Source organism: Prevotella sp. LMAG:51 (assembly GCF_008680225.1).
GTDB classification, from domain to species: domain Bacteria; phylum Bacteroidota; class Bacteroidia; order Bacteroidales; family Bacteroidaceae; genus Prevotella; species Prevotella pectinovora.
The window spans coordinates 17975-41447 of sequence record NZ_NALQ01000030.1 but is presented as its reverse complement, the minus strand read 5'-3'; the positions used below and the strand labels follow the sequence as shown (position 1 = coordinate 41447).

18 protein-coding genes and 5 tRNA genes are annotated in these 23473 nt (G+C 48.7%); 22 read left to right on the top strand and 1 reads right to left on the bottom strand.

The genetic code is table 11. The annotated features are described in order from the left end of the window. Nucleotides 1-63: 63 nt before the first annotated feature. Nucleotides 64-1056, bottom strand: coding sequence for a malate dehydrogenase (locus CCC32_RS12130; RefSeq protein WP_022315707.1), 993 nt, complete (start codon nucleotides 1054-1056; stop codon nucleotides 64-66). 170 nt (nucleotides 1057-1226) lie between these two features. On the opposite strand from CCC32_RS12130, the gene CCC32_RS12125 reads away from it, so the two are divergent. The 22 genes from CCC32_RS12125 to CCC32_RS12025 all read left to right on the top strand — a co-directional run bounded on the left by CCC32_RS12125 (nucleotide 1227) and on the right by CCC32_RS12025 (nucleotide 23242). Continuing rightward, a complete protein-coding gene (locus CCC32_RS12125; RefSeq protein ID WP_287074882.1) occupies nucleotides 1227-3014 on the top strand; it encodes an aminopeptidase P family protein in 1788 nt (595 codons plus the stop codon). Then, nucleotides 3011-4657, top strand: coding sequence for a hypothetical protein (locus CCC32_RS12120; RefSeq protein ID WP_287074820.1), 1647 nt, complete (start codon nucleotides 3011-3013; stop codon nucleotides 4655-4657). Before CCC32_RS12125 ends, CCC32_RS12120 begins: the two co-directional genes overlap by 4 nt. A 193-nt stretch (nucleotides 4658-4850) precedes the next feature. Beyond that, nucleotides 4851-5042: a 30S ribosomal protein S21 gene (rpsU, locus tag CCC32_RS12115; protein WP_022316160.1), complete on the top strand. Its 192-nt coding sequence runs from the start codon at nucleotides 4851-4853 to the stop codon at nucleotides 5040-5042. Between the two features lie 968 nt (nucleotides 5043-6010). After that, complete coding sequence (locus CCC32_RS12110) at nucleotides 6011-6895, top strand: tyrosine-type recombinase/integrase (protein WP_287074817.1); 885 nt, start codon at nucleotides 6011-6013, stop codon at nucleotides 6893-6895. Between the two features lie 25 nt (nucleotides 6896-6920). After that, nucleotides 6921-7220 (top strand): ribosome hibernation-promoting factor, HPF/YfiA family, encoded by a 300-nt coding sequence (gene hpf / locus CCC32_RS12105; protein ID WP_022316019.1) that lies wholly within the window; start codon nucleotides 6921-6923, stop codon nucleotides 7218-7220. Between the two features lie 102 nt (nucleotides 7221-7322). After that, nucleotides 7323-7396, top strand: a tRNA-Thr gene (locus CCC32_RS12100). Nucleotides 7397-7424: 28 nt separating this feature from the next. Continuing rightward, nucleotides 7425-7507 (top strand) — tRNA-Tyr (locus tag CCC32_RS12095). A 17-nt stretch (nucleotides 7508-7524) separates the two neighbouring features. Beyond that, nucleotides 7525-7597 (top strand) — tRNA-Gly (locus tag CCC32_RS12090). A gap of 6 nt (nucleotides 7598-7603) precedes the next feature. After that, nucleotides 7604-7675 (top strand) — tRNA-Thr (locus CCC32_RS12085). A gap of 79 nt (nucleotides 7676-7754) precedes the next feature. Next, the gene (gene tuf, locus CCC32_RS12080) at nucleotides 7755-8948 is read left to right on the top strand and encodes an elongation factor Tu (RefSeq protein ID WP_042520216.1); all 1194 of its coding nucleotides are present in this window, start codon (nucleotides 7755-7757) and stop codon (nucleotides 8946-8948) included. A 58-nt stretch (nucleotides 8949-9006) separates the two neighbouring features. Continuing rightward, a tRNA-Trp gene (locus CCC32_RS12075) sits at nucleotides 9007-9079 on the top strand. A 14-nt stretch (nucleotides 9080-9093) separates the two neighbouring features. Further along, the gene (gene secE, locus CCC32_RS12735; RefSeq protein ID WP_353756629.1) at nucleotides 9094-9285 is read left to right on the top strand and encodes a preprotein translocase subunit SecE; all 192 of its coding nucleotides are present in this window, start codon (nucleotides 9094-9096) and stop codon (nucleotides 9283-9285) included. 12 nt (nucleotides 9286-9297) lie between these two features. Continuing rightward, a complete protein-coding gene (nusG, locus tag CCC32_RS12070) occupies nucleotides 9298-9840 on the top strand; it encodes a transcription termination/antitermination protein NusG (RefSeq protein ID WP_287074813.1) in 543 nt (180 codons plus the stop codon). Nucleotides 9841-9897: 57 nt separating this feature from the next. Further along, on the top strand, nucleotides 9898-10338 hold the full coding sequence (gene rplK, locus CCC32_RS12065) for a 50S ribosomal protein L11 (RefSeq protein WP_022316015.1): 441 nt from the start codon (nucleotides 9898-9900) through the stop codon (nucleotides 10336-10338). A gap of 22 nt (nucleotides 10339-10360) precedes the next feature. Continuing rightward, a complete protein-coding gene (rplA, locus tag CCC32_RS12060) occupies nucleotides 10361-11053 on the top strand; it encodes a 50S ribosomal protein L1 (protein ID WP_022317234.1) in 693 nt (230 codons plus the stop codon). 18 nt (nucleotides 11054-11071) lie between these two features. After that, complete coding sequence (gene rplJ / locus CCC32_RS12055; RefSeq protein WP_022317235.1) at nucleotides 11072-11590, top strand: 50S ribosomal protein L10; 519 nt, start codon at nucleotides 11072-11074, stop codon at nucleotides 11588-11590. Nucleotides 11591-11646: 56 nt separating this feature from the next. Beyond that, the gene (rplL, locus tag CCC32_RS12050; RefSeq protein WP_022317236.1) at nucleotides 11647-12024 is read left to right on the top strand and encodes a 50S ribosomal protein L7/L12; all 378 of its coding nucleotides are present in this window, start codon (nucleotides 11647-11649) and stop codon (nucleotides 12022-12024) included. A 168-nt stretch (nucleotides 12025-12192) separates the two neighbouring features. Next, nucleotides 12193-16005, top strand: coding sequence for a DNA-directed RNA polymerase subunit beta (gene rpoB / locus CCC32_RS12045; RefSeq protein WP_022317237.1), 3813 nt, complete (start codon nucleotides 12193-12195; stop codon nucleotides 16003-16005). A 39-nt stretch (nucleotides 16006-16044) separates the two neighbouring features. Next, nucleotides 16045-20385, top strand: a complete 4341-nt coding sequence (gene rpoC / locus CCC32_RS12040) for a DNA-directed RNA polymerase subunit beta' (protein ID WP_042520215.1) — start codon at nucleotides 16045-16047, stop codon at nucleotides 20383-20385. A gap of 245 nt (nucleotides 20386-20630) precedes the next feature. Next, a complete protein-coding gene (locus CCC32_RS12035; RefSeq protein WP_287074807.1) occupies nucleotides 20631-21584 on the top strand; it encodes a helix-turn-helix transcriptional regulator in 954 nt (317 codons plus the stop codon). A gap of 2 nt (nucleotides 21585-21586) precedes the next feature. Next, entirely contained in the window at nucleotides 21587-22111 is a 525-nt protein-coding gene (locus CCC32_RS12030; protein ID WP_287074805.1) for a tetratricopeptide repeat protein, read from the top strand. A 195-nt stretch (nucleotides 22112-22306) separates the two neighbouring features. Further along, nucleotides 22307-23242 (top strand): hypothetical protein, encoded by a 936-nt coding sequence (locus CCC32_RS12025; RefSeq protein ID WP_287074803.1) that lies wholly within the window; start codon nucleotides 22307-22309, stop codon nucleotides 23240-23242. Nucleotides 23243-23473 lie beyond the last annotated feature (231 nt).

The following is a 23473-nucleotide window of genomic DNA, read 5'->3' as shown; positions in this document are numbered from 1 at the left end:
ATTTTGTTGTAGCGTATTACCGCATGCGGAAAGTATGTCCCCTCCGCAGTGGCTTGTTAGCTATTAGAGGTTCGGGTTCATCTTTGTCCACTCTGCCACAGGAGGAACGATGCCGAGTTCAACGATCTCGTCGCGCATCTTGCAGAGGTGCTCATAAGACTTGGCAAGAGAAGCCATCTCCTCTTCTGTTCCCTTAGGTTCAACGAAGTGAACGCCAGTCTTGTCGATAGTTGTAGGCATAGCCATCATCACGTTCTTGAATCCGCACTTGTCGCAGTTTACGTAGCATCCTGCAGGCAGTGTGAACTCCTTGCCGCCCATGGCAGCCTCGATCATCTTCACGGCATTGTAAGCTGGGCTCTGGAAAGAGCTGCGGCCGCGGAGCTTGATGATGTTAGAACCACCCTGTACTGTGTGGTGCTTGATTTCCTCCCAACGCTCTGCAGAGAGGCCCATCTCTGAGAGAGGCTTGCCGTCAACCTTAACCTGAGAAGCGAATACAGCCATCTGCTCGCCGTGGCCACCGTATGTATGAGCACCGGTCACCTTGTCCTGCTGAACGCCGAACTCCAGTGCGAGAGCCTGCTGCAGACGAGTAGAGTCGAGGGCAGCGAGAGAAGTCAGCTGGTTTGGCTTCAGACCAGAGTGGATGAGTGCTGTCAGGGCTGTTACGTCAGCAGGGTTGAAGATAACAACCACGTGCTTAACATCAGGGCAATATTTCTTGATGTTGTCACCGAACTCAGCGGCGATCTTGCAGTTGCCCTTCAGCAAATCCTCACGTGTCATGCCGTCCTTGCGAGGAGCGCCACCTGAAGAAATGATATATTTAGCACCAGTGAAAGCCTCTGCCGGGTCAACAGTATATGTTACGTTAGCGCCTGGGAATGCACACTGCTGGATTTCGTCGAATACGCCGTGAACACCTGGCTCATAGATATCATAAAGACAAATGTTAGGAGTGAGGCCGAGCATCAAAGCGCTCTGTACCATGTTAGAACCGATCATACCGCCTGCACCGACGATAACAAGTTTTTCGTTAGTTAAAAATTCCATAGTTGTAAATTTATTTTTATGTATATTCGTTGTCTTGTCATTCGCACCGCAAAGTTAGGAAAAAAAACTCGATAAATTGCAACATAATCGTCTTATAATTTGTTATTAATTATGAAAAGATATACCTTTGTAAAGCAGATTTTACAAATGTTAGATTAAGCACTATGATTATGACACAAATGATTCAAGATAGGTTCGCAGCTCTGCGTGAAGTGATGCGTAGAGAGAGCATCGACGCCTTTATCTTTCCAAGCACCGATCCCCACAACGGAGAGTACGTGCCGGCCCATTGGGAAGGCAGGAAATGGATAAGCGGTTTTGACGGCAGCGCCGGAACGGCAGTGGTGACAATGGACAAGGCTGCGCTATGGACCGACTCCAGATATTTCATAGCGGCTGAGGAACAGCTGCAAGGCACGGAGTTCAAACTGATGAAAGAGCGCGTTGAAGGAACTCCCACCATATCGCAATGGCTCGGAATGTCGCTTGCCCATATCAACGGTGCTGTAGTGGGGCTCGACGGATATGTGAATGCCGCCAACGAGGTGAGAGGACTTGCCGAAGAACTGCGCCGGCAGGGAGGAATCACCATCCGCACCAATTTCGACCCTCTGGACATCATCTGGAAAGACCGTCCGGAAATCCCCCTGAACACTGTGGTTCAGCATCCGCTGGAATATTCCGGAGAGACTGCTGAAAGCAAACTTCAGAGAATCAGGACCGCAGTGAAGCGGAGTGGGGCAGAGGCGTTGCTCGTGACCGCCCTCGACGACATCGCATGGACACTGAACCTGCGCGGCTCCGACGTGCATTGCAATCCTGTGGCTGTGGCTTATCTCCTCATCGATGTGGAGAAGACCATATTATATATAAATAAGGTGAAACTTGCGCAATCTGCAGCCGACGCTCTCAAAACAGCCGGAGTGGTGGTGGAGGATTATGGAAATGTAGTCGAGGGACTTCGTCATTTCGATGGCTACAATATCCTGCTCGACCCCAATCAGGTGAACTATGCCCTCTTCTCTGCCGTCAGCGCAAAGAAAGTGGTGGAGGCGGCATCGCCGGTGCCTTATCTGAAGTGTGTGAAGAACGAGGCTGAAATCCGAGGATTCCATAGTGCCATGCTCCGCGACGGCGTGGCAATGGTGAAGTTCCTCCACTGGCTGAAACCCGCCGTTGAGGCTGGCGGACAGACGGAGCTGACTGTGGAGAAGAAACTCACGTCGCTCAGGGCTGAGCAGCCGCTCTTCAAGGGAGTCTCGTTCGACACCATCGCCGCATATCAGGAACATGGAGCCATCGTTCACTACGAGGCTACACCTGAAACGGATGTGGAACTGAAACCGCGCGGTTTCCTCCTGCTCGACAGCGGAGCGCAATATCTCGACGGCACGACAGACATCACCCGCACCATACCTCTCGGTCCTGTGACCGAGGAGCAGAAGAAAGTGTACACCCTTGTGCTAAAAGGTCATATACAACTGGAATTGTGTAAGTTCCCCAACCATGCCAGCGGCACCCAGCTTGATATCCTGGCAAGACAGGCGATGTGGAAAGAAGGACTCAACTATATGCACGGCACGGGCCACGGCGTGGGCAGCTACCTCAATGTACACGAAGGTCCTCATCAGATAAGGATGGAATGGAAACCGGCACCGCTCCAGGCAGGCATGACGGTGACCGACGAGCCGGGACTGTACCTCGCCGGCAAGTTCGGAGTGAGAATTGAGAACACGCTGATAGTCAAAGACTTCATTGAGACGGAATTCGGCAAATTCCTGCAGTTCGAGTCGCTCACCCTCTGTCCTATCGACCTTGACTGTGCCGATCTCGACATGCTCACGGCAGAAGAGAAACAGTGGCTCAACGACTATCACAAGATGGTATTCGAGAAGCTCTCGCCATTGCTCAACGACGAAGAGAAGGAATGGTTGAAGACTAACACCGCAAGGATATGATGAATATCCGGAAATACAGCGTGCTTGTCGCCTTGATGATGATTGTAACTTGTGGACAGTCGGCGGCAAGCCGCTTTGAAGAGAACGAAAAGCCTGGCGACAAAAGTCTGCCGTCAGACATATTGAGCTACGGCAAAGACGCTCGTGGCAAGGAACTCTATGGACTACGTATGGGCGGAAACGGCGGCACGCTGGCTGCTGTCTTTGGAGAAGACAGCAGCTATGTAGCCATTATTACCTGCGACACGACGAAGAAGGGAAAAACGGGTGATGTGGGACTCCTTAGCGTATACTCGGCCAAAGACAGGAAACAAGCCGCTTGGATAAGGGAAATAAATCCAAAGACCACTTCCTTTTCAATCAATGGTCCGTATATGGTTTCCGTGATGCAGCTTGAAGTGGGGAAGGACAAGGAAATACGCAATTACGTGGAGTTCAGAAAACTTGAAACAGGCGAGGTGGCGTCTTTCCTCCAGATCACTCCGGTCTATGTCAATGACTCCCTGGATATTGTGCTTGGCGTGGGAAATGGTGCCTTTCCGGATTTGTTGGCATACAGGATTTCCGACGGTTCGTTTTTGTGGGAAAGTGACAAATGGGCTTCGCAAGCCCAAAGATGCTATACCCAACTATATGACGACAAGACCCTGTTTGCCGTTGCAGACAACTTATACAAGATAAACCTCGAAACGGGAAAGCTGTACAAGAAGAAAGTCAGAGCATACGACGAAGGCTTAGACGCATCTGCTTTCTTTGCGGGTGGTCTCATCGGTTCTCTTCTTACGACAGCTTTGTTTGGACCGTCACATTATTATTATCTGTGCTACCCAATGAGAAAGTCGCTGGGCTATCTCGGTTCCAATATCTGTTTTGAGAACGGGAATGTATATATGGCAGACTGTCACAACGTCTATTGTTTTGACATGATGCTGAAGGAAAAATGGAGGGCAAAACTTGGCGCTTTGGGAGGCAATATCGTGTTGAAGGCGGATCCGCAGAAACTCTCTGTCTTCAGCAACGGCTACGGAACTGATGACGACGATAAAAAAGTGAATCTGAACAAGACGTTCTATATGGAACTTTATTCGCAGAGCGGAAGAAAAATCATGGTGCAGTCCTTTTCCAAAGGCAAAAACTCCGTCCGTGATACATTGGCAAATGGCGAAATGTTGAAGACTTTGCTTTTCTCAAATTCTATTGTCTGGCCGTCGGAGGACATGAGAGACATCCGTACTGTGGAGTATCCGAAGAAGACGTATGGTAAATTCCGGAATTTTATTAGGGGGCAGGCGTATCTCGACATAGAGAAAATAAGCCGGTTTGAATGCCTGGACAAAGAGAAAGGGTGTCTCGTCGTGAACGACAAGGACAGTGCTTTCGTAATAAAGGATGACGGAAAAGTGGTACGCAGTTATAATGCATCAAACGTTTACACGAAATATCTTGAGCTTGACAACCTGTCGTTTATGAAAAACAGCAACGGGAGAACGCGGTTCTTTATTACTGACAAGGATATCGAGTTGAAGGTAGACCTTGACGATGATGTGATAGATGTGTATAGATTTGCCGATGGAGTAATCGTGGCAAGAAAGAGCGGCTTTGTATTTATAGACGGCGACAAACTGAAAGAATTCGGGAAATAGACTGCTTTCTATGGGAAACTTGCTGGTTTTTAATGGGAAACTTAGCAACTTTACATGAGAAAGTATGCAACTTTCTTATATTTTGACGTAAAAACTTGCAAGATTTGAAAAATAGAAGTAATTTTGCAGCCGCTAATCAAAGCATCTGATAGATAATTAATTAAGTATAACCAAATAAAACAAAAAAGAAAAAATGATTATTGTACCAGTTAAGGAAGGCGAGAACATCGAGAGAGCCTTGAAGAAGTTCAAGAGAAAATTTGAGAAGACAGGTGTTGTTAAGGAGCTCCGTGCCCGTCAGCAGTTCGACAAGCCATCTGTACTCAAGAGACTCAAGATGGAGCGCGCTATCTATGTTCAGCAGCTGAGAGACGCTGAGGAATAATCTCCTTCAAGAGAGACGTTTTAACAAAGTTTTTTGAACAATTCTTTTGTAACAGGAGGTGTACTTAGGTAGATAATCAAAAGAATATTTAAGGTGCCGGGACTTTACTGTAAGTCGGAGCCCTTGCAAAGATGATACATTCGCACATTGATTCAAGTGCAGATGTATCATCTTTTGTTTTTTATACATAATGACCGGTTGGGGCTTCAAATGGGCACGCTGCTTGCCCAACCGGGGAACGCTGCTTACCCATCATGGGCACGCTGCTTGCCCCTGTTGGGCAGAATTGCAGTCAGACGTCTGTCCAATAAGTTAAAGTTTTAATACCCATATTCCTGTTTTCGTGATTCTGCCAACGCTGGCAATTCCTGTCATCAGAATTCCTTACACCTGACAATTCCTTTCGTCAGCTAACCATCCAGACAATTGCCTGACAATCGGATGACAGTCAACTGTCTGCTTGTCAGAGTGTTACGGCGAAAAACCAGATGATCTGACAGTTTTTTGGAATTTCTTGTTTTTTACTAAGAATCGGCTATATGGGCTGCTTTTATTCATATCGACACCCGTTATTACTCATTAAACCCAAATCGGTCATTAGGCCGTTTAATGTATAATTTTAATAACTGCTTGCAGTCTTTTGCTTTTTATAAGGCGTCTTTTGCTCGTTTTTAATTCGCAATAGCCTGCTATTACTCATTAAAAGCCAAACAAAATCCACTCTTCTAAAAAACAAAATCCATGCAAGCCCTAATGACCGATTTGGGTTAAAAGCCAAACAAAATCCATCCTTCTAAAAACAAAATCCAAGCAAGCCCTAACGGTTGATTTGGGTTAAATTGATTCCGCCAACGGGTCGCATAAATGTCCTGGAGGCAGTTTCGTACTAAAAAAGAAGCGGAAAATTTTGTCAATTGAAGAAAAGTGAGTATTTTCGTAGCGGAAAACAATCCACAAGTGACGAATTGATGATGATAAGGCGTTTTTTAGACTATCTGCGTTACGAGCGCAATTTCTCTGAGGAAACGATGCTCGCATACGGTAAAGACCTGACCGAACTCGAAGAGTATTTCAGGAATGTCGACGCCGGACTGTCGTGGAACACCATCGACTCAGACATCATTCGCGGTTGGATGGAGACAATGATAGACAAAGGCAACGTGGCGGCGTCGGTCAACAGAAGACTCAGCGCCGTGAGGTCGTTCTTCAAGTTCGCCCTCTCCCACGGACTCGTGGACAAAGATCCCTCACGGATAATCGAAGGAGTGAAGAAAAACAAACGCCTTCCGGTATTCGTTAAAGATTCAGAGATGCAGGAACTGCTCGATGAAACGATGTGGGACATGACGAAATTCATAGACGTATGCGCCAGAACGATAATCATGGTGTTCTATGAAACGGGGATGCGCCTCTCGGAACTGACGTCGCTCGACGACGATGCCGTTGATTTCGTAAACCTTCAGGTAAAGGTGACCGGAAAACGCAGCAAGCAGCGCATAATCCCATTCGGCGAGGAACTTAAAAAGGAGATTCTCTATTATATAAAGGTTAGAGACGAGAATGTAACGCGCCATACCAAAGCTCTGTTCGTGACGAAAAAAGGCATACGGATGGATGACGCAGCCGTAAGATACCGGGTGAAGAAAAACATCTCGCGGGTCTGCACGGCAAAGAAACGCTCTCCCCACGTGCTCCGACACACCTTCGCCACCACGATGCTCAACCATGGCGCCGGACTGGAAAGCGTGCAGAAGCTGCTCGGACATGAGAGTCTGGTCACCACGGAGATCTATACACACACCACATTCGAGAAACTTAAACAAGAGTACAAAGCCGCTCATCCGCGGCGATAACCTTTTTAATATAGGAGAAAGAACTATGGAAATTAAGATTAAATCAATTCACTTCGACGCAACAGACCAGTTGAAGGCATTCATCGAGAAGAAGGTAGAGAAGTTGTCAAAGACTTATGAGGATATCCAGAACACAGAAGTACAGCTGAAAGTCGTGAAGCCTGCAACGGCCATGAACAAGGAGGCAAGCCTTAGTGTTACGGTGCCTGGAAGCAAACTTTTCGTAGAGAAGACATGCGACACTTTTGAGGAGGCAATCGACCAGTGTGTGGACTCTATGAAGGTTCAACTGACCAAATTTAAAGAAAAATCAAGGGAAAATTAAAAAAAAAGCCCAAAAGTTTTGGTGATTTAAAAATAATGCGTACCTTTGCAGCCGTGTTCAAGACACATCTCTTGCGACAAGCCAATACGGCTGCAAGGTTTTGCCTCTTTAGCTCAGTTGGCCAGAGCACGTGATTTGTAATCTCGGGGTCGTTGGTTCGAATCCGACAAGAGGCTCAAACGCAAGGTGTCTGAAACATGACAAGGGTGGTTACCAGAGTGGCCAAATGGGGCAGACTGTAAATCTGCTGTCTTTCGACTTCGGTGGTTCGAATCCATCACCACCCACTTCAGTAGAGATTTTTGCGGAAATAGCTCAGTTGATAGAGCACTAGCCTTCCAAGCTGGGGGTCGCGGGTTTGAGCCCCGTTTTCCGCTCTCGCTGCTGTAATAGCTCAGTGGTAGAGCACTTCCTTGGTAAGGAAGAGGTCCCGAGTTCAAGTCTCGGTTACAGCTCTACGGCTTTTTTATTTTTTTTAATAGGAAGCACGATTAACACGATAATTCATTATAAATAATAAACTAAAGAAAAGCTATGGCTAAAGAGACATTCGTACGTACCAAACCGCACGTAAACATTGGTACTATTGGTCACGTAGACCACGGTAAGACTACTCTGACAGCTGCCATCTCAAAGGTTCTCAGCGAGAAGGGTTTCGGTTCAGAAGAGATTAAGTCTTTCGATCAGATTGACAACGCTCCTGAGGAAAAAGAGCGTGGTATTACCATCAATACTGCTCACATCGAGTATGAGACAGCTAACCGTCACTATGCACACGTTGACTGTCCGGGACACGCCGACTATGTGAAGAACATGGTTACTGGTGCCGCTCAGATGGATGGTGCTATCATCGTGGTTGCTGCTACCGATGGTCCTATGCCTCAGACACGTGAGCACGTGCTTCTCGCTCGCCAGGTAAACGTTCCACGTCTGGTTGTTTTCCTGAACAAGTGTGATATGGTTGAGGACGAGGAAATGCTCGAGCTCGTTGAGATGGAGATGCGTGAGCTTCTTGATCAGTACGAGTACGATGGCGACAATACTCCTATCGTCCGTGGTTCTGCTCTTGGTGCACTGAACGGTGTTGAAAAGTGGGTAGATAAGGTTATGGAGCTTATGGACGCTGTTGACACATGGATTCCACTGCCTCCACGTGACTTGGATAAGCCATTCTTGATGCCTGTTGAGGACGTATTCTCAATCACTGGTCGTGGTACTGTTGCTACTGGCCGTATCGAGACTGGTCGCGTTAAGGTTGGCGACGAGGTTGAGCTGCTCGGTCTCGGTGAGGACAAGAAGTCAGTTGTAACTGGCGTTGAGATGTTCCGCAAGCTCCTCGAAGAGGGTGAGGCTGGTGACAACGTTGGTCTGCTGCTCCGTGGTATCGACAAGAACGAGATTAAGCGTGGTATGGTTCTCTGCCACCCAGGACAGATCAAGCCTTACAAGAAGTTCCAGGCTCAGATCTACGTTCTGAAGAAAGAGGAAGGTGGACGCCACACTCCATTCGGAAACAAGTATCGTCCTCAGTTCTACCTCCGTACGATGGACTGTACAGGTGAGATCTCTCTTCCAGAGGGAGTTGAGATGGTAATGCCTGGTGACAACGTAACAATCACTGTAGACTTGATCTACGCTGTTGCTCTGAACGTTGGTCTCCGTTTCGCTATCCGTGAGGGTGGCCGTACAGTAGGTGCTGGTCAGATCACAGAGATCATCGATGACTAATCAATAGTCTTCAGATAAATACAAGAGTTCCGTTTGGAATAAAGCGGAACTCTTTTTTACGGGAATAGCTCAGTTGGTAGAGCACTGGTCTCCAAAACCAGGTGTCGGGAGTTCGAGCCTCTCTTCCCGTGCTAATTCAATAATTATGTTCAAAAAGTTTGGAAATTATTGCAAGGTTTGTTACGACGAACTTGCGCATAAAACTACTTGGCCGACGCGGGGTAAGTTGACCCACAATGCTATGGTTGTATTATCTGCTTCCTTGATCATAGCACTTGTAGTCTTCGCAATGGACTCCGTGTTCAGCTTTGTCATGAGTGTGGTTTATCCTAACTAATCGTTCGAGAAAATGGCTGAAACTAAAAGAAACTGGTATGTTCTTCGTGCCGTTAGCGGAAAAGAAGCTAAGGTGAAAGAATACATCGAAGCAGAATTAAAACACAACGAATTGCTTTCTAAGTATGTTTTTCAGGTATTCATACCTACAGAAAAACATGCTACTTTGCGTAATGGTAAGCGTGTCGTGAAAGAGAAAATCGCTCTTCCGGGATATGTTCTTATCGAGGCGGAGTTGAAAGGCGATACCGCTCACACATTGAGGTTCATGCCAAACGTTTTGGGTTTTCTTGGAGGTCTGGATCATCCTACTCCTGTAAAGCAGTCTGATATCAACCGTATGTTCGGAAGCTCTGAGGAGTCTGAGATAGTGGATGAGGTTGCAATCCCATACATTGTCAACGACACCGTGAAGGTGACCGACGGACCATTCAGTGGTTTCACTGGAGTTATCGAAGAGGTAAATACTGAGAAGCACAAGCTGAAGGTTATGGTTAAGATCTTCGGACGTAAGACACCGCTTGAGTTGAGTTTTATGCAAGTAACAAAAGAGTAACTCGCTGTTACGGGTGTGTGACTCTTTTATAATAATCAATTTTTAATAAACAAAGAAATGGCTAAAGAAGTTGCTGGATTAATCAAATTACAGATTAAAGGTGGCGCTGCGAATCCTTCACCTCCAGTAGGACCTGCACTTGGTTCTAAGGGTATTAACATTATGGGATTCTGCAAAGAGTTCAACGCCAGGACCCAGGATAAGGCAGGTAAGATTCTTCCTGTTGTTATCACTTACTATACTGACAAGTCATATAGCTTTGAGATTAAGACTCCTCCTGCTGCTGTTCAGCTGCTCGAGGCTGCCAAGGTAAAGAAGGGTTCTTCTGAACCAAACCGTAAGAAGGTTGCTTCTGTAACTTGGGATCAGGTCAAGGCTATCGCAGAAGACAAGATGCCGGATTTGAACTGCTTCACTGTCGAGTCTGCAATGAGACTTGTAGCAGGTACAGCAAGAAGTATGGGTATCACTGTAAATGGGGACTTCCCTGGTAAATAATTTATAACTTCAACTTAAGAAAATGAGTAAACTGACAAAAAATCAAAAATCAGTAGCTGATAAGATTGAAGCAGGGAAAGCATACTCTTTGAAGGAGGCTTCAGAGTTGGTAAAGGAAATTACCACTACCAAGTTCGAGGCTTCTCTTGATATCGATGTGCGTTTGGGCGTTGATCCACGTAAGGCCAACCAGATGGTTCGCGGTGTTGTTACACTGCCTAACGGAACTGGTAAGGTTACACGTGTTCTCTGTCTCTGCACACCTGATGCTGAGGCTGCTGCTAAAGAAGCTGGCGCTGATTATGTTGGTCTTGACGAGTACATCGAAAAGATCAAAGGTGGATGGACTGACATTGATGTTATCATAACAATGCCTTCTTGCATGGGTAAGATCGGTCCTCTTGGCCGTGTGCTTGGTCCTCGCGGACTCATGCCTAACCCTAAGAGCGGTACCGTTACCATGGATGTAGCTAAGGCTGTCAAGGAGGTGAAGGCCGGTAAGATTGACTTCAAGGTTGACAAGTCTGGTATTATTCACACATCAATCGGTAAGATTTCATTCACTCCAGAGCAGATCTATCAGAATGCTAAAGAATTCATAGCTACTGTAATCAAGTTGAAACCGTCTGCTGCTAAGGGTACATATATCAAGAGTATCTATCTTTCTAGTACGATGAGTAAGGGTATCAAGATTGATCCTAAATCAGTTGAATAACTCTAAAAGTTTTGTAAAATGAAAAAGGAAGTAAAAGATACTATAGTTGTTGAACTTGGCGAGAAACTCAAAGAGTTCGCTCACTTCTATCTGGTTGACGTTCACGGACTGGACGCTGCCAAGACAAGCGACTTGCGCCGCAAGTGCTTCAAGAGTGAGATTCAGATGGTTGTTGTGAAGAATAATCTTCTTCGCAAGGCGTTCGAGGCTTCTGAAATCGATTTCGAGCCTCTCTACAGCTGCTTGAAGGGTAGCACAGCTGTTTTGTTCTGTAACACAGCTAATGTTCCTGCTAAGTTGCTGAAGAGCTATGTCAAGGAAGGTATTCCAACACTCAAGGGTGCTTATGCTGAGGAAGGTCTCTTCGTAGGTGCTGACAAACTTGAGGAACTTGCAGCTCTCAAGAGCAAGAACGAGGTTATCGCAGACATTGTTGCTTTGCTTCAGTCTCCTGCAAAGAACGTCGTTTCAGCTCTCCAATCAGGTGCAAACACTATCCACGGTGTGCTTAAGACTTTAGGCGAGCGTCCTGAATAAAAACAATTAAAGTCACTAACATTAACATTAAAAAAACAATAAAAATTTAGAATAAAATGGCAGATATCAAAGCTATTGCTGAAGAATTGGTAAATTTGACAGTTAAGGAAGTAAACGAGTTGGCAACAGTCCTGAAGGACGAGTACGGAATTGAGCCTGCTGCTGCAGCTGTTGCTGTTGCTGCTGGTCCTGCTGCTGGTGGTGCAGCTGAGGCAGAGGAGAAGACTTCTTTCGACGTTGTTCTCGCTGAGGTAGGTGGCGCTAAGCTTCAGGTTGTAAAGGCTGTTAAGGAGGCTTGCGGTCTTGGTCTGAAGGAGGCTAAGGAGCTCGTTGACGGTGCACCTTCTACATTGAAGGAGGGTTTGGCTAAGGCTGAGGCTGAGAACCTGAAGAAGGCTATCGAAGAGGCTGGTGCTAAGGTTGAGCTCAAGTAATTGAGTATTAAAAAATATTTAAGGTTAAGGTTCTTCCAATAGAAGAGTCTTAACCTTTTTGTGTCTTTGCGCTTCTGTTGTTAACCACCGCAGCAGTGGCTCCGGCTCTCCTTTGAGAGTCTTCTATATATTCAATGGTGGCTTATATAACGGTAACAAAAATCTGTAATGGCTTCTAAAATCGTTGATAACAGAGTAAACTTTGCCAGCATCAAGAATCCGATGCCGTATCCGGATTTCCTCGATGTGCAATTAAAGTCTTTTAGAGACTTCCTGCAGTTGGACACTCCGCCTGAGGAACGTGAGAACGACGGTTTGTACAAGGTGTTCTCTGAGAATTTCCCTATAACCGACACTCGTAATAATTTCGTTCTTGAGTTCTTGGATTACTATATCGACCCGCCTCGCTACTCTATTGATGAGTGTCTGGAGCGTGGTCTTACATATAGTGTGCCTTTGAAGGCCAAGATGAAACTATACTGTACGGACCCTGAGCATGAGGACTTCGGTACTGTTATCGAGGATGTCTTCCTCGGTACGATCCCTTATATGACGAGTAATGGTACTTTCGTGATTAATGGAGCAGAGCGTGTTGTTGTATCTCAGCTGCACCGTTCGCCTGGCGTTTTCTTCAGCCAGGGCGTGCACGCCAACGGTACTGCACTCTATTCTGCCCGTATCATCCCGTTCAAGGGTTCATGGATTGAGTTTGCTACTGACATCAACAACGTTATGTTCGCTTACATCGACCGTAAGAAGAAGTTGCCTGTAACTACTCTTCTGCGTGCCATCGGTTTTGAGTCAGACAAGGACATCCTGCAGATATTCGACCTTGCCGAGGAGGTTAAGGTGAACAAGAAGAATCTGAAGGAGGCCGTTGGCAGAACTCTTGCCGGAACGGTATTGAAGAGCTGGAATGAGGATTTCGTTGACGAGGACACCGGTGAGGTTGTATCAATCGAGCGCAACGAGGTCATCATGGAGCGTGAGACTGTCATCACAAAGGAGAACATGGAGGACATCATCGACAGCGGTGCTTCTACTATCCTTCTCCACAAGGATGCCGAGTCTGCAAACAAGTACTCCATCGTGTTCAACACATTGCAGAAAGACCCGACAAACTCTGAGAAGGACGCCGTGCTCTACATCTACAAGCAGCTGCGTAATGCTGATCCTGCTGATGAGGCAAGTGCAAAGGAGGTTATCCAGAACCTGTTCTTCTCTGACAAGCGTTATGACTTGGGCAAGGTGGGCCGTTACCGCATCAACAAGAAACTGGGTCTTGATACCGACGAGGATGTTCGTATCCTGACCAAAGAAGATATAATCGAGATCATCAAGTATCTCATCCAGCTGGTTAACTCCAATGCTACAGTCGATGATATCGACCACTTGAGCAACCGTCGTGTACGCACCGTCGGCGAGCAGTTGAGCAACCAGTTCTCTATCGGTCTGGCTCGTATGAGCCGCACAATCCGTGAGCGTATGAACGTGCGCGACAATGAGGTGTTCAAGCCAACAGACTTGATCAACACCAAGACAATCTCAAGTGTCATCAACTCATTCTTCGGCACCAACCCATTGTCACAGTTCATGGACCAGACCAACCCGCTTGCTGAGGTAACCCACAAGCGTCGTCTCTCTGCCCTCGGACCTGGCGGTCTGTCAAGAGAGCGTGCCGGATTCGAGGTCCGTGACGTTCACTACACACACTATGGTCGTCTGTGTCCTATCGAGAGTCCTGAGGGTCCTAACATCGGACTTATCTCTTCTCTCTGTGTGTATGCCAAGATAAATGAACTCGGATTCATCGAGACTCCATACCGTAAGGTTGAGAATGGTGTAGTAGACCTGAAGAACGAGGATGTCGTTTACCTTACCGCTGAGGATGAGGAAGACCACGTGATCGGTCAGGGAAATGCTCCGTTGAATGACGACGGTACGTTTATCCGCGAGGTTGTCAAGTGTCGTCAGGATGCCGACTTCCCAGTCGTGCCACCGACAGACGTTGACCTCATGGACGTTTCTCCACAGCAGATCGCTTCTATCGCTGCCGGACTCATCCCATTCTTGGAGCATGACGATGCTCACCGTGCGTTGATGGGATCCAACATGATGCGCCAGGCAGTTCCATTGCTCCACAATGAGGCACCTATCGTAGGTACCGGCGTCGAGAAGCAGGTATGTGTAGACTCACGTACTATGATCACTGCCGAGGGCGAAGGCGTTATCGAATATGTTGACGCTACCACAATCCGTATCCTCTACGACAGAACCGAGGACGAGGAATTCGTAAGCTTCGAGCCGGCGCTCAAGGAATACCGCATACCTAAGTTCCGTCGTACCAACCAGAACATGACCATCGACCTCCGTCCTATCTGCAACAAGGGACAGAGAGTGAAGAAGGGCGATATCCTGACAGAGGGTTATGCTACAGAGGATGGCGAGCTCGCACTCGGTCGCAACCTGCTCGTGGCCTACATGCCATGGAAGGGTTACAACTATGAGGACGCCATCGTGCTCAACGAGCGTATCGTCCGTGACGACGTGCTGACATCTGTTCATGTCGACGAGTTCTCTCTCGACGTGCGTGAGACAAAGCGCGGTACTGAGGAGTTCACAAACGATATTCCTAACGTCAGCGAAGAGGCAACCAAGGACCTCGACGACAACGGTATCATCCGTGTCGGTGCCCGTGTAGAGCCAGGCGATATCCTTATCGGTAAGATTTCTCCAAAGGGAGAGAGCGACCCGTCACCAGAGGAGAAGCTTCTGAGAGCCATCTTCGGCGACAAGGCAGGTGATGTGAAGGATTCTTCATTGAAGGCCAACCCATCATTGAGCGGTGTGGTAATCGACAAGAAGCTGTTCTCTCGTGCTATCAAGACCCGTGCTTCAAAGCAGAAGGACAAGGTTATCCTTGCTAAGATAGACGAGGAGTATGAGGCAAAGATCGACGACCTGAAGGATATCCTCGTTGACAAGCTCCTGACTCTCACCGAGGACAAGGTTTGCCAGGGCATCAAGGACTATTCACGTGCCGAGATCATCACAAAGGGCAGCAAGTTCACCGCTACCCAGCTCATGAACATCAACTATGAGGAAATCCAGTCGAACAACTGGACTGACGATGACCATACAAACGGCTTGATTTCAAAGCTCATCACAAACTTCCTGAAGAAGGCAAAGCTTCTCGATGCAGAGAACAAGCGTCGCAAGTTCGCCATAACCATCGGCGACGAGCTGCCATCGGGCATCCTGCAGATGGCAAAGGTATACATCGCCAAGAAGCGTAAGATCGGTGTCGGCGACAAGTTGGCCGGACGCCACGGTAACAAGGGTATCGTGTCGAAGATCGTTCGTCAGGAGGATATGCCGTTCTTGCCGGACGGACGTCCTGTTGATTTGGTGCTCAACCCATTGGGTGTGCCTTCACGTATGAACCTCGGTCAGATTTTCGAGGCTATCCTCGGTGCTGCCGGAAAGCGTCTCGGCGTGAAGTTCGCTACTCCTATCTTCGACGGTGCCCACCTCGACGACCTCAAGGAGTGGACAGACAAGGCAGGTTTGCCAAACCTCGGTTCTATGCACCTCTATGACGGTGAGACAGGAGAGATGTTCGACCAGCCGGCTACAGTGGGTATCACATACTTCCTCAAGCTCGGCCACATGGTAGAGGACAAGATGCACGCCCGTTCTATCGGTCCGTACTCACTCATCACCCAGCAGCCACTCGGTGGTAAGGCGCAGTTCGGTGGACAGCGTTTCGGAGAGATGGAGGTCTGGGCACTCGAGGCATTCGGTGCAAGTCATGTATTGCAGGAGATTCTGACCATCAAGTCAGACGACGTAGTAGGCCGTTCCAAGGCTTATGAGGCAATCGTCAAGGGCGAGCCTATGCCGACAGCCGGCATCCCAGAGTCTCTCAATGTGTTGCTCCATGAGCTGCGTGGCCTTGGTCTGAGCGTTACCCTCGACTAATATTGCAACTCTTTACTCATACATATATAAACAAGAATTATGGCTTTTAAGAAAGATACAAAGATAAAGAGTAATTTCACGAAGATTACCATCAGCTTAGCATCGCCAGAGGAAATCCTCGAGAATTCATTCGGTGAGGTTACCAAGCCTGAAACCATAAACTACCGTACATACAAACCGGAGCGCGACGGACTCTTCTGCGAGCGCATCTTCGGTCCTACAAAGGATTTCGAGTGTGCCTGCGGAAAGTACAAGCGTATCAGATACAAAGGCATCGTCTGCGACCGATGCGGTGTGGAAGTCACCGAGAAAAAGGTACGTCGTGAGCGTACCGGCCATATCGAGCTTGTAGTTCCAGTGGCCCACATCTGGTATTTCCGCTCATTGCCGAACAAGATCGGCTACCTGCTCGGACTGCCTACCAAGAAGCTCGACTCTGTGGTATACTATGAGAAGTATATCGTTGTGCAGCCAGGTGTGCTGGCTGGCAGAATGGATCCTGAGAAGGAAGAGGAACTCAATGGTTCCCACAAGATGGACCTCCTCACAGAGGACGAGTATCTCGATCTTATGGATCAGATTCCAGAGGACAACGAGTATCTTGATGATTCAGATCCAAACAAGTTCATCGCAAAGATGGGAGCCGAGGCTATCTACGACCTCTTGGCAGGTCTCGACCTCGACTCACTCTCATACGAACTCCGCGACCGCGCCAATACCGATTCATCACAGCAGCGCAAGACAGAGGCTCTGAAGCGTCTGCAGGTGGTAGAGGCATTCCGTGGAAGCAGCAACGTGAACCGTCCTGAGTGGATGATCATGAAGATCATCCCTGTCACTCCACCGGAGCTCCGTCCGTTGGTGCCGCTGGATGGTGGACGTTTCGCCACATCCGACCTCAACGACCTTTATCGTCGTGTCATCATACGTAACAACCGTCTGAAGCGACTCATCGAGATCAAGGCTCCAGAGGTAATCCTCCGCAACGAGAAGCGTATGCTTCAGGAGGCTGTTGACAGCTTGTTCGACAACTCCCGCAAGAGCAGCGCCGTGAAGAGCGAGTCAAACCGTCCGTTGAAGTCACTCTCCGACTCTCTGAAGGGTAAGGCAGGACGTTTCCGTCAGAACCTCCTCGGTAAGCGTGTCGACTATTCAGCACGTTCAGTTATCGTCGTTGGTCCTGAGCTGAAGATGGGCGAGTGCGGTCTTCCTAAGCTGATGGCAGCAGAGCTCTACAAGCCATTCATCATCCGCAAGCTCATCGAGCGCGGCATCGTGAAGACCGTGAAGAGCGCCAAGAAGATCGTTGACCGTCGTGAGCCTGTTATCTGGGATATCCTTGAGAATGTGATGAAGGGTCATCCGGTTCTCCTTAACCGTGCCCCTACGCTTCACCGTCTCGGTATCCAGGCCTTCCAGCCTAAGCTCATCGAGGGTAAGGCAATCCAGCTCCATCCGTTGGCTTGTACTGCGTTCAACGCCGACTTCGACGGTGACCAGATGGCTGTCCACCTCCCATTGAGCAACGAGGCAGTGCTCGAGGCACAGATTCTGATGCTCCAGAGCCACAACATCCTCAACCCTGCCAACGGTGCGCCTATCACGGTGCCGTCACAGGATATGGTGCTTGGTCTTTACTATATCACCAAGATCCGTCCGGGTGCTAAGGGAGAGGGCCTTACATTCTACGGTCCGGAAGAGGCTATCATCGCCCACAACGAAGGCCGTTGTGATCTCCACGCCCAGGTCAAGGTCGTTGTCAAGGACCTTGCCGACAATGGTGGCTACGAGCAGAAACTCGTAGAGACATCAGTAGGTCGTGTAATCGTGAATGGCATCATTCCAGACGAGGTAGGTTACGTAAACAAGGTAATCTCCAAGAAGAGCTTGCGTGACATCATCTCTGATGTTATCAAGGCAGTAGGTTTCGCCCGTGCCTGCGAGTTCCTCGATGGTATCAAGAACCTCGGTTACCGTATGGCATACCTCGCCGGACTTTCCTTCAACCTCGACGACATCATCATCCCAGAGGAGAAGAAAGCACTCGTTGAGCGTGGAAATGACGAAGTACGTCAGATTACTGACAACTACAATATGGGATTCATCACCGACAAGGAGCGTTACAACCAGGTAATCGATGCCTGGACTCATGTCAACAACGAGCTCGGTGATGTATTGATGAAGCAGATGACAGAGGCCGATCAGGGATTCAACGCCGTATACATGATGCTTGACTCTGGAGCCCGTGGTTCTAAAGACCAGATCCGTCAGCTTGCCGGTATGCGTGGACTTATGGCCAAGCCACAGAAGGCTGGTGCTGAGGGTGCACAGATTATCGAGAACCCTATCTTGTCTAACTTCAAGGAGGGAATGAGCGTGTTGGAGTACTTCATCTCTACCCACGGTGCCCGTAAGGGTCTTGCCGATACCGCCATGAAGACTGCCGACGCCGGATATCTGACTCGTCGTCTTGTTGACGTTTCTCACGACGTCATCATCAACGAGGAAGACTGCGGCACATTGCGCGGACTTGTATGCACAGCTCTGAAGAATGGCGACGAGGTTATCTCTACCCTCTATGAGCGCATCCTCGGCCGTGTGTCAGTACACGATATCGTGAATCCTCAGACTGGCGAGCTCATCGTGGCTGCCGGCGACGAGATCACAGAGTCTATCGCCCAGGCTATCGAGGACTCTCCAATCGAGAGCGTCGAGATCCGTTCAGTGCTCACCTGCGAGAGCAAGCACGGCGTCTGCATGAAGTGTTACGGACGTAACCTCGCTACCAGCCGTATGGTTCAGAAGGGTGAGGCAGTAGGAGTCATCGCCGCACAGGCTATCGGTGAGCCAGGTACACAGCTTACCCTCCGTACGTTCCACGCCGGTGGTGTGGCTGCCAACGCAGCCGCCAATGCCACTATCGTAGCAAAGAACGATTCAAAGATTGAATTCGATGAGTTGCGCACGGTGCCATTCGTTGAAAAAACCGACGATGGCAGCGACCGCGAGTGCGAGATGGTAGTGAGCCGTCTGGCTGAAATCCGCTTCATCGATCCACATACAGGCATCACGCTTTCTTCTATGAACGTGCCTTACGGTAGCTCGCTCTACCACAAGGCAGGCGATGTGCTCGCCAAGGGTGAGGTAATCGCCAAGTGGGACCCATTCAACGCCGTCATCGTTACAGAGTATGCCGGTACGCTGAAGTTCCGTGACGTTATCGAGGGCGTTACCTACCATTCAGAGACCGACGATACCACCGGACTCACCGAGACCATCATCACCGAGTCTAAGGACAAGAGCAAGGTGCCAACCTGCGACATCATAGATGAGAACGGCGAGGTGATTGGAACATACAACCTCCCTGTGGGTGGTCACGTTGTGGTGGTAGACGGTCAGAAGGTGGCAACCGGTGTCACTCTCGTCAAGATTCCACGTTCTGTCGGCAAGGCAGGAGATATCACGGGAGGTCTCCCACGAGTAACAGAGCTCTTCGAGGCCCGCAACCCATCCAACCCTGCTGTAGTGTCAGAAATCGACGGTGAGGTTACAATGGGCAAGGTAAAGCGTGGTAACCGTGAGATCATCGTTACATCGAAGACTGGCGAGCAGCGTAAATATCTCGTTTCGCTCTCTAAGCAGATCCTTGTGCAGGAGCACGACGCCGTACGCGCCGGAACACCGCTCTCCGACGGTTCTATCACCCCTGGCGATATCCTCGCCATCAAGGGTCCTACCGCCGTTCAGGAGTACATCGTCAACGAGGTTCAGGACGTTTACCGTCTGCAGGGTGTGAAGATCAACGACAAGCACTTCGAGATCATCGTTCGTCAGATGATGCGTAAGGTTCAGATCAACGATCCGGGCGATACCACGTTCCTCGAGCAGCAGATGGTTGACAAGCTCGACTTCGCTGAGGAGAACGACCGCATCTGGGGCAAGAAGGTTGTAGTGGATGCTGGCGACAGCGACACACTCCAGAAGGGACAGATCATTACAGCCCGTCGTCTGCGCGACGAGAATTCAAGTCTGAAGCGCCGCGACCTCAAGCTCGTTCAGGTGCGTGATGCAGTGGCTGCTACATCTACTCAGATTCTCCAGGGTATCACACGTGCTGCCCTCCAGACCAAGAGCTTTATGTCGGCAGCATCTTTCCAGGAGACCACCAAGGTGCTCAACGAGGCTGCTATCCGCGGTAAGGTAGACCGTCTTGAGGGTATGAAGGAGAACGTTATCTGCGGTCACCTCATCCCTGCCGGTACCGGTCTTCGCGAGTTTGAGAAAATCATCGTTGGTTCTCAGGAGGAGCACGACCGTATGCAGGCAAACCGCAAGAACGTAATCGACTACTCCGACAAGCAGACCATTGAGGAGAACTAATTCTGACTATACATGATTAAGAGAAGGGTGGACCACAGCTTCCGCCATTCTCTTTCTGAAAACAATAAACGCTATGAGGGCTGTCCTGTTGATATGGGACAGCCCTCATCGTGTTTTCGCATGTCTTCGTAATAGGCATGTCGTTACCTGGAAAATAAGGCAAGGGCGTAAACTTTTCTGTACTTGTACCACGATATGAAACAATATTGTCGTAACTTTGCGTTCAGATAAAATAACTGAAGCAGATGAAGATTCCGGCATTGTTCAAAGAATATATCTGGCTCGTGAGAACCATCTACCGCGCCAGGCGCATCTCTTTTGTCGAACTGAATGAGCGATGGGTGGAGACCGACATGAGCGGCGGTGTGGAGATGGCACGCACCACCTTCAACCGCCATAAGGATGCGATACAAGACATTTTTGGCATCTACATCGAGTGCGACCGCAAGGACCGCTACCGCTATTATATAGGCAATCCGGAAGTGCTGGAAGACGACTCGGTGCAAAACTGGATGCTGTCGACCCTGTCGCTGGGTAGTGTGGTCAGTGAGGGTCTGTCGCTCAAGGAGCGGGTCGTGGCAGAGCGGGTGTCGGTGGACGAGCAGACTCTCGAAAAGCTTATCAATGCGATGAAAAGCAGGCGTCGTGTCAGCATACTCTATCGCCAGTATGGCTCACCACAGAGCTTCTGGACAGCTGCCGACCCTTACTGCCTAAAACTCTTCCACAAGAGGTGGTACCTGTTAGGCAAACTATTCGGCGACAAGTATGAGATGTTCTGTCTCAACAAGATAGAAGAGCTTAAAGTACAACAGCGCATTTTCAAGCTGCCAAAAGACTTCGATGTGGCAGATTTCTTTGAGCCCTACTTCGGTGTGGTAATCGATGAGGAAATGCCCACAGAACGAATAGTGATCAGGGCCTACGCCGATGAGCGTTATGAGTTGCGCGACGTTCCGTTGCACAAGAGCCAAATCTTCAGGTCATGGCCGAGCAGGTTTGACCTCATTGATTATCCCGAAAAATACCGCGACTACGCTGACATAGAGGTGCAGTTGAAGCCTACCCCCGACTTCATCGACTATATGCTCTCAAAGTGCGGTCGTTTGCAGGTAATAAGTCCACAGTCGGTCATCAATAAGATAGAAGACCGCATGCGTAAGGCAACAGAAATGTATCATCAGATAGAGGAGAAATAGGAATGGCAAACAAAAAGGACAATTACTCGGACATCCCGAAATGTTATCGTGAGTTCTACCTGTCTTATACCGACAACTACGAGGATTCCGGTTTCGACAAGGAGTATTTGGAGTGGCTGCTCAACTTGCTGAAGAACCACCCCGACGACGCCAATCTTCAGGATAAAGATGTTCAGAACAATCTCGGCTGCATCTTTGAGAATGGAATAATGGTAGAGAAGGACATCCATAAGGCGGTCTATTGGTATGAGCGGGCCATCAGCCACGGCGACGACTTGGCGATGAGCAATCTTGCCGACATCCTGCGCAAGGGAAGCCAAGGCTATCCAAAAGACCTGGAACGAGCATTCGAGCTCTATAAGCAATGCGGACTGCCCTACGCCCACTACCGCGTAGGCGAGTTTTACGAGTACGGTTGGGGAACAGTGAAGAACCTCGACGAAGCCAAACGCTACTACCGACTGGCGTATAGGGAGCGCCATGCGCTGGCTGTGAAGAAACTGGAGACATTCGATTTCCTGCATTAGCTTTTTCCCAACAAGTACCCCGTCGGCAGTCTTGCCCATTACGGATGGCAATTGCATGTCCTTAAATAAAGTTGGTGTCCTAAGCAGCCTGGGCACCAACTTTTTTTCTGTTTTCGTAAAAATCCTTCAACATGTACCACGATGTGGAACAATGCCGACTTAACTTTGCAGCATAATTTTAAAACACTATATATTATGGGCGTTGATTTAAGTTGCATTGTGAGAAATCGCTTTACTGAGCGAAACAACAAGCGAGCCTGCGAAGCGTTTATCGAAGAAACGATTGAAAAGTTGTCTGCGAAATACTGTGTGGGCAAAGGAGTGTTCAACATGGAATACGATGACGACTATGATGACTATTCCATAACCACAGAGCTGTGGGATGTTATGCGCATACAGCTCTGCGTGGGCATGTGGCATATAGAATGCGGAGTCCACTATTGTCAGCTATTCTTCAAAAACCAATTTTGGAGATTGCTTATGCAGGAGATTGCCGACGCCTTAGGGGAAAAAGAACTTTGGCTATGCAATGAGTACTGCACGTGGAACACGCCTTATCTACCTCATGACTTAGCCCACACTCCTTTTGAAGAGTGGCGCTCATGCATATCCTCGAATATAGAAGGCTATGAGGACGGCGTCATTCCCGACTATCCCACAGAAGCAGTGCTGCAAAGACAAAACGGTGAGTCTTACCCATCTTATGAGGCTTATCATGACACGACCAATCTCTATTTAACCCAGAAAGCAGAGATAGACCGTCAACTCAATGGTTTCAAGGTGGTAGGCCTCGATGGGGTGGGATGCTTCATTCCGGTTTCCAAAGACGGAAAGCTCTACCTCATGAATACAGAAACGAAGGAGTTGCTTACGAAAGGCTGTATAGAAGAATATGAAGATACGCTGAACTCAGCCGGCTTCGTCGTCGTGCAAAATGGAAAAAGAACACTCTACGATTTGCGCGGTCACAAAATGTCTCAGCCTACCAAGGAACCTTTCTATTGGGAGTGGGAGCAGACTGACGGTCCGTTAGTCTGGCCACCAGATATCATCATCAGCAGCGATGACCTTAATAAAAAATGGCGTACAGACCTGAGGACAGGTGTAATGACAGAGATTTCGACCAAATAGAATTCACTATTTATTGATTGCACTCATTTGTAGCAACCGTCACATTTAATTGAGACGACGCTCAACGCGCCAACATCGAAAATGTGCAACAGCGGTGCCAACATACACCAGCAGCACCCCCATAACTTTCACCCGAGAGTGAAGCCATGGGTAGGGCTGCTCCTTGGCTCAACGGATAGAGCATTCTGATTAATGTTTAGCTGGTCCCGATTTTACGGGACACTGATTAAG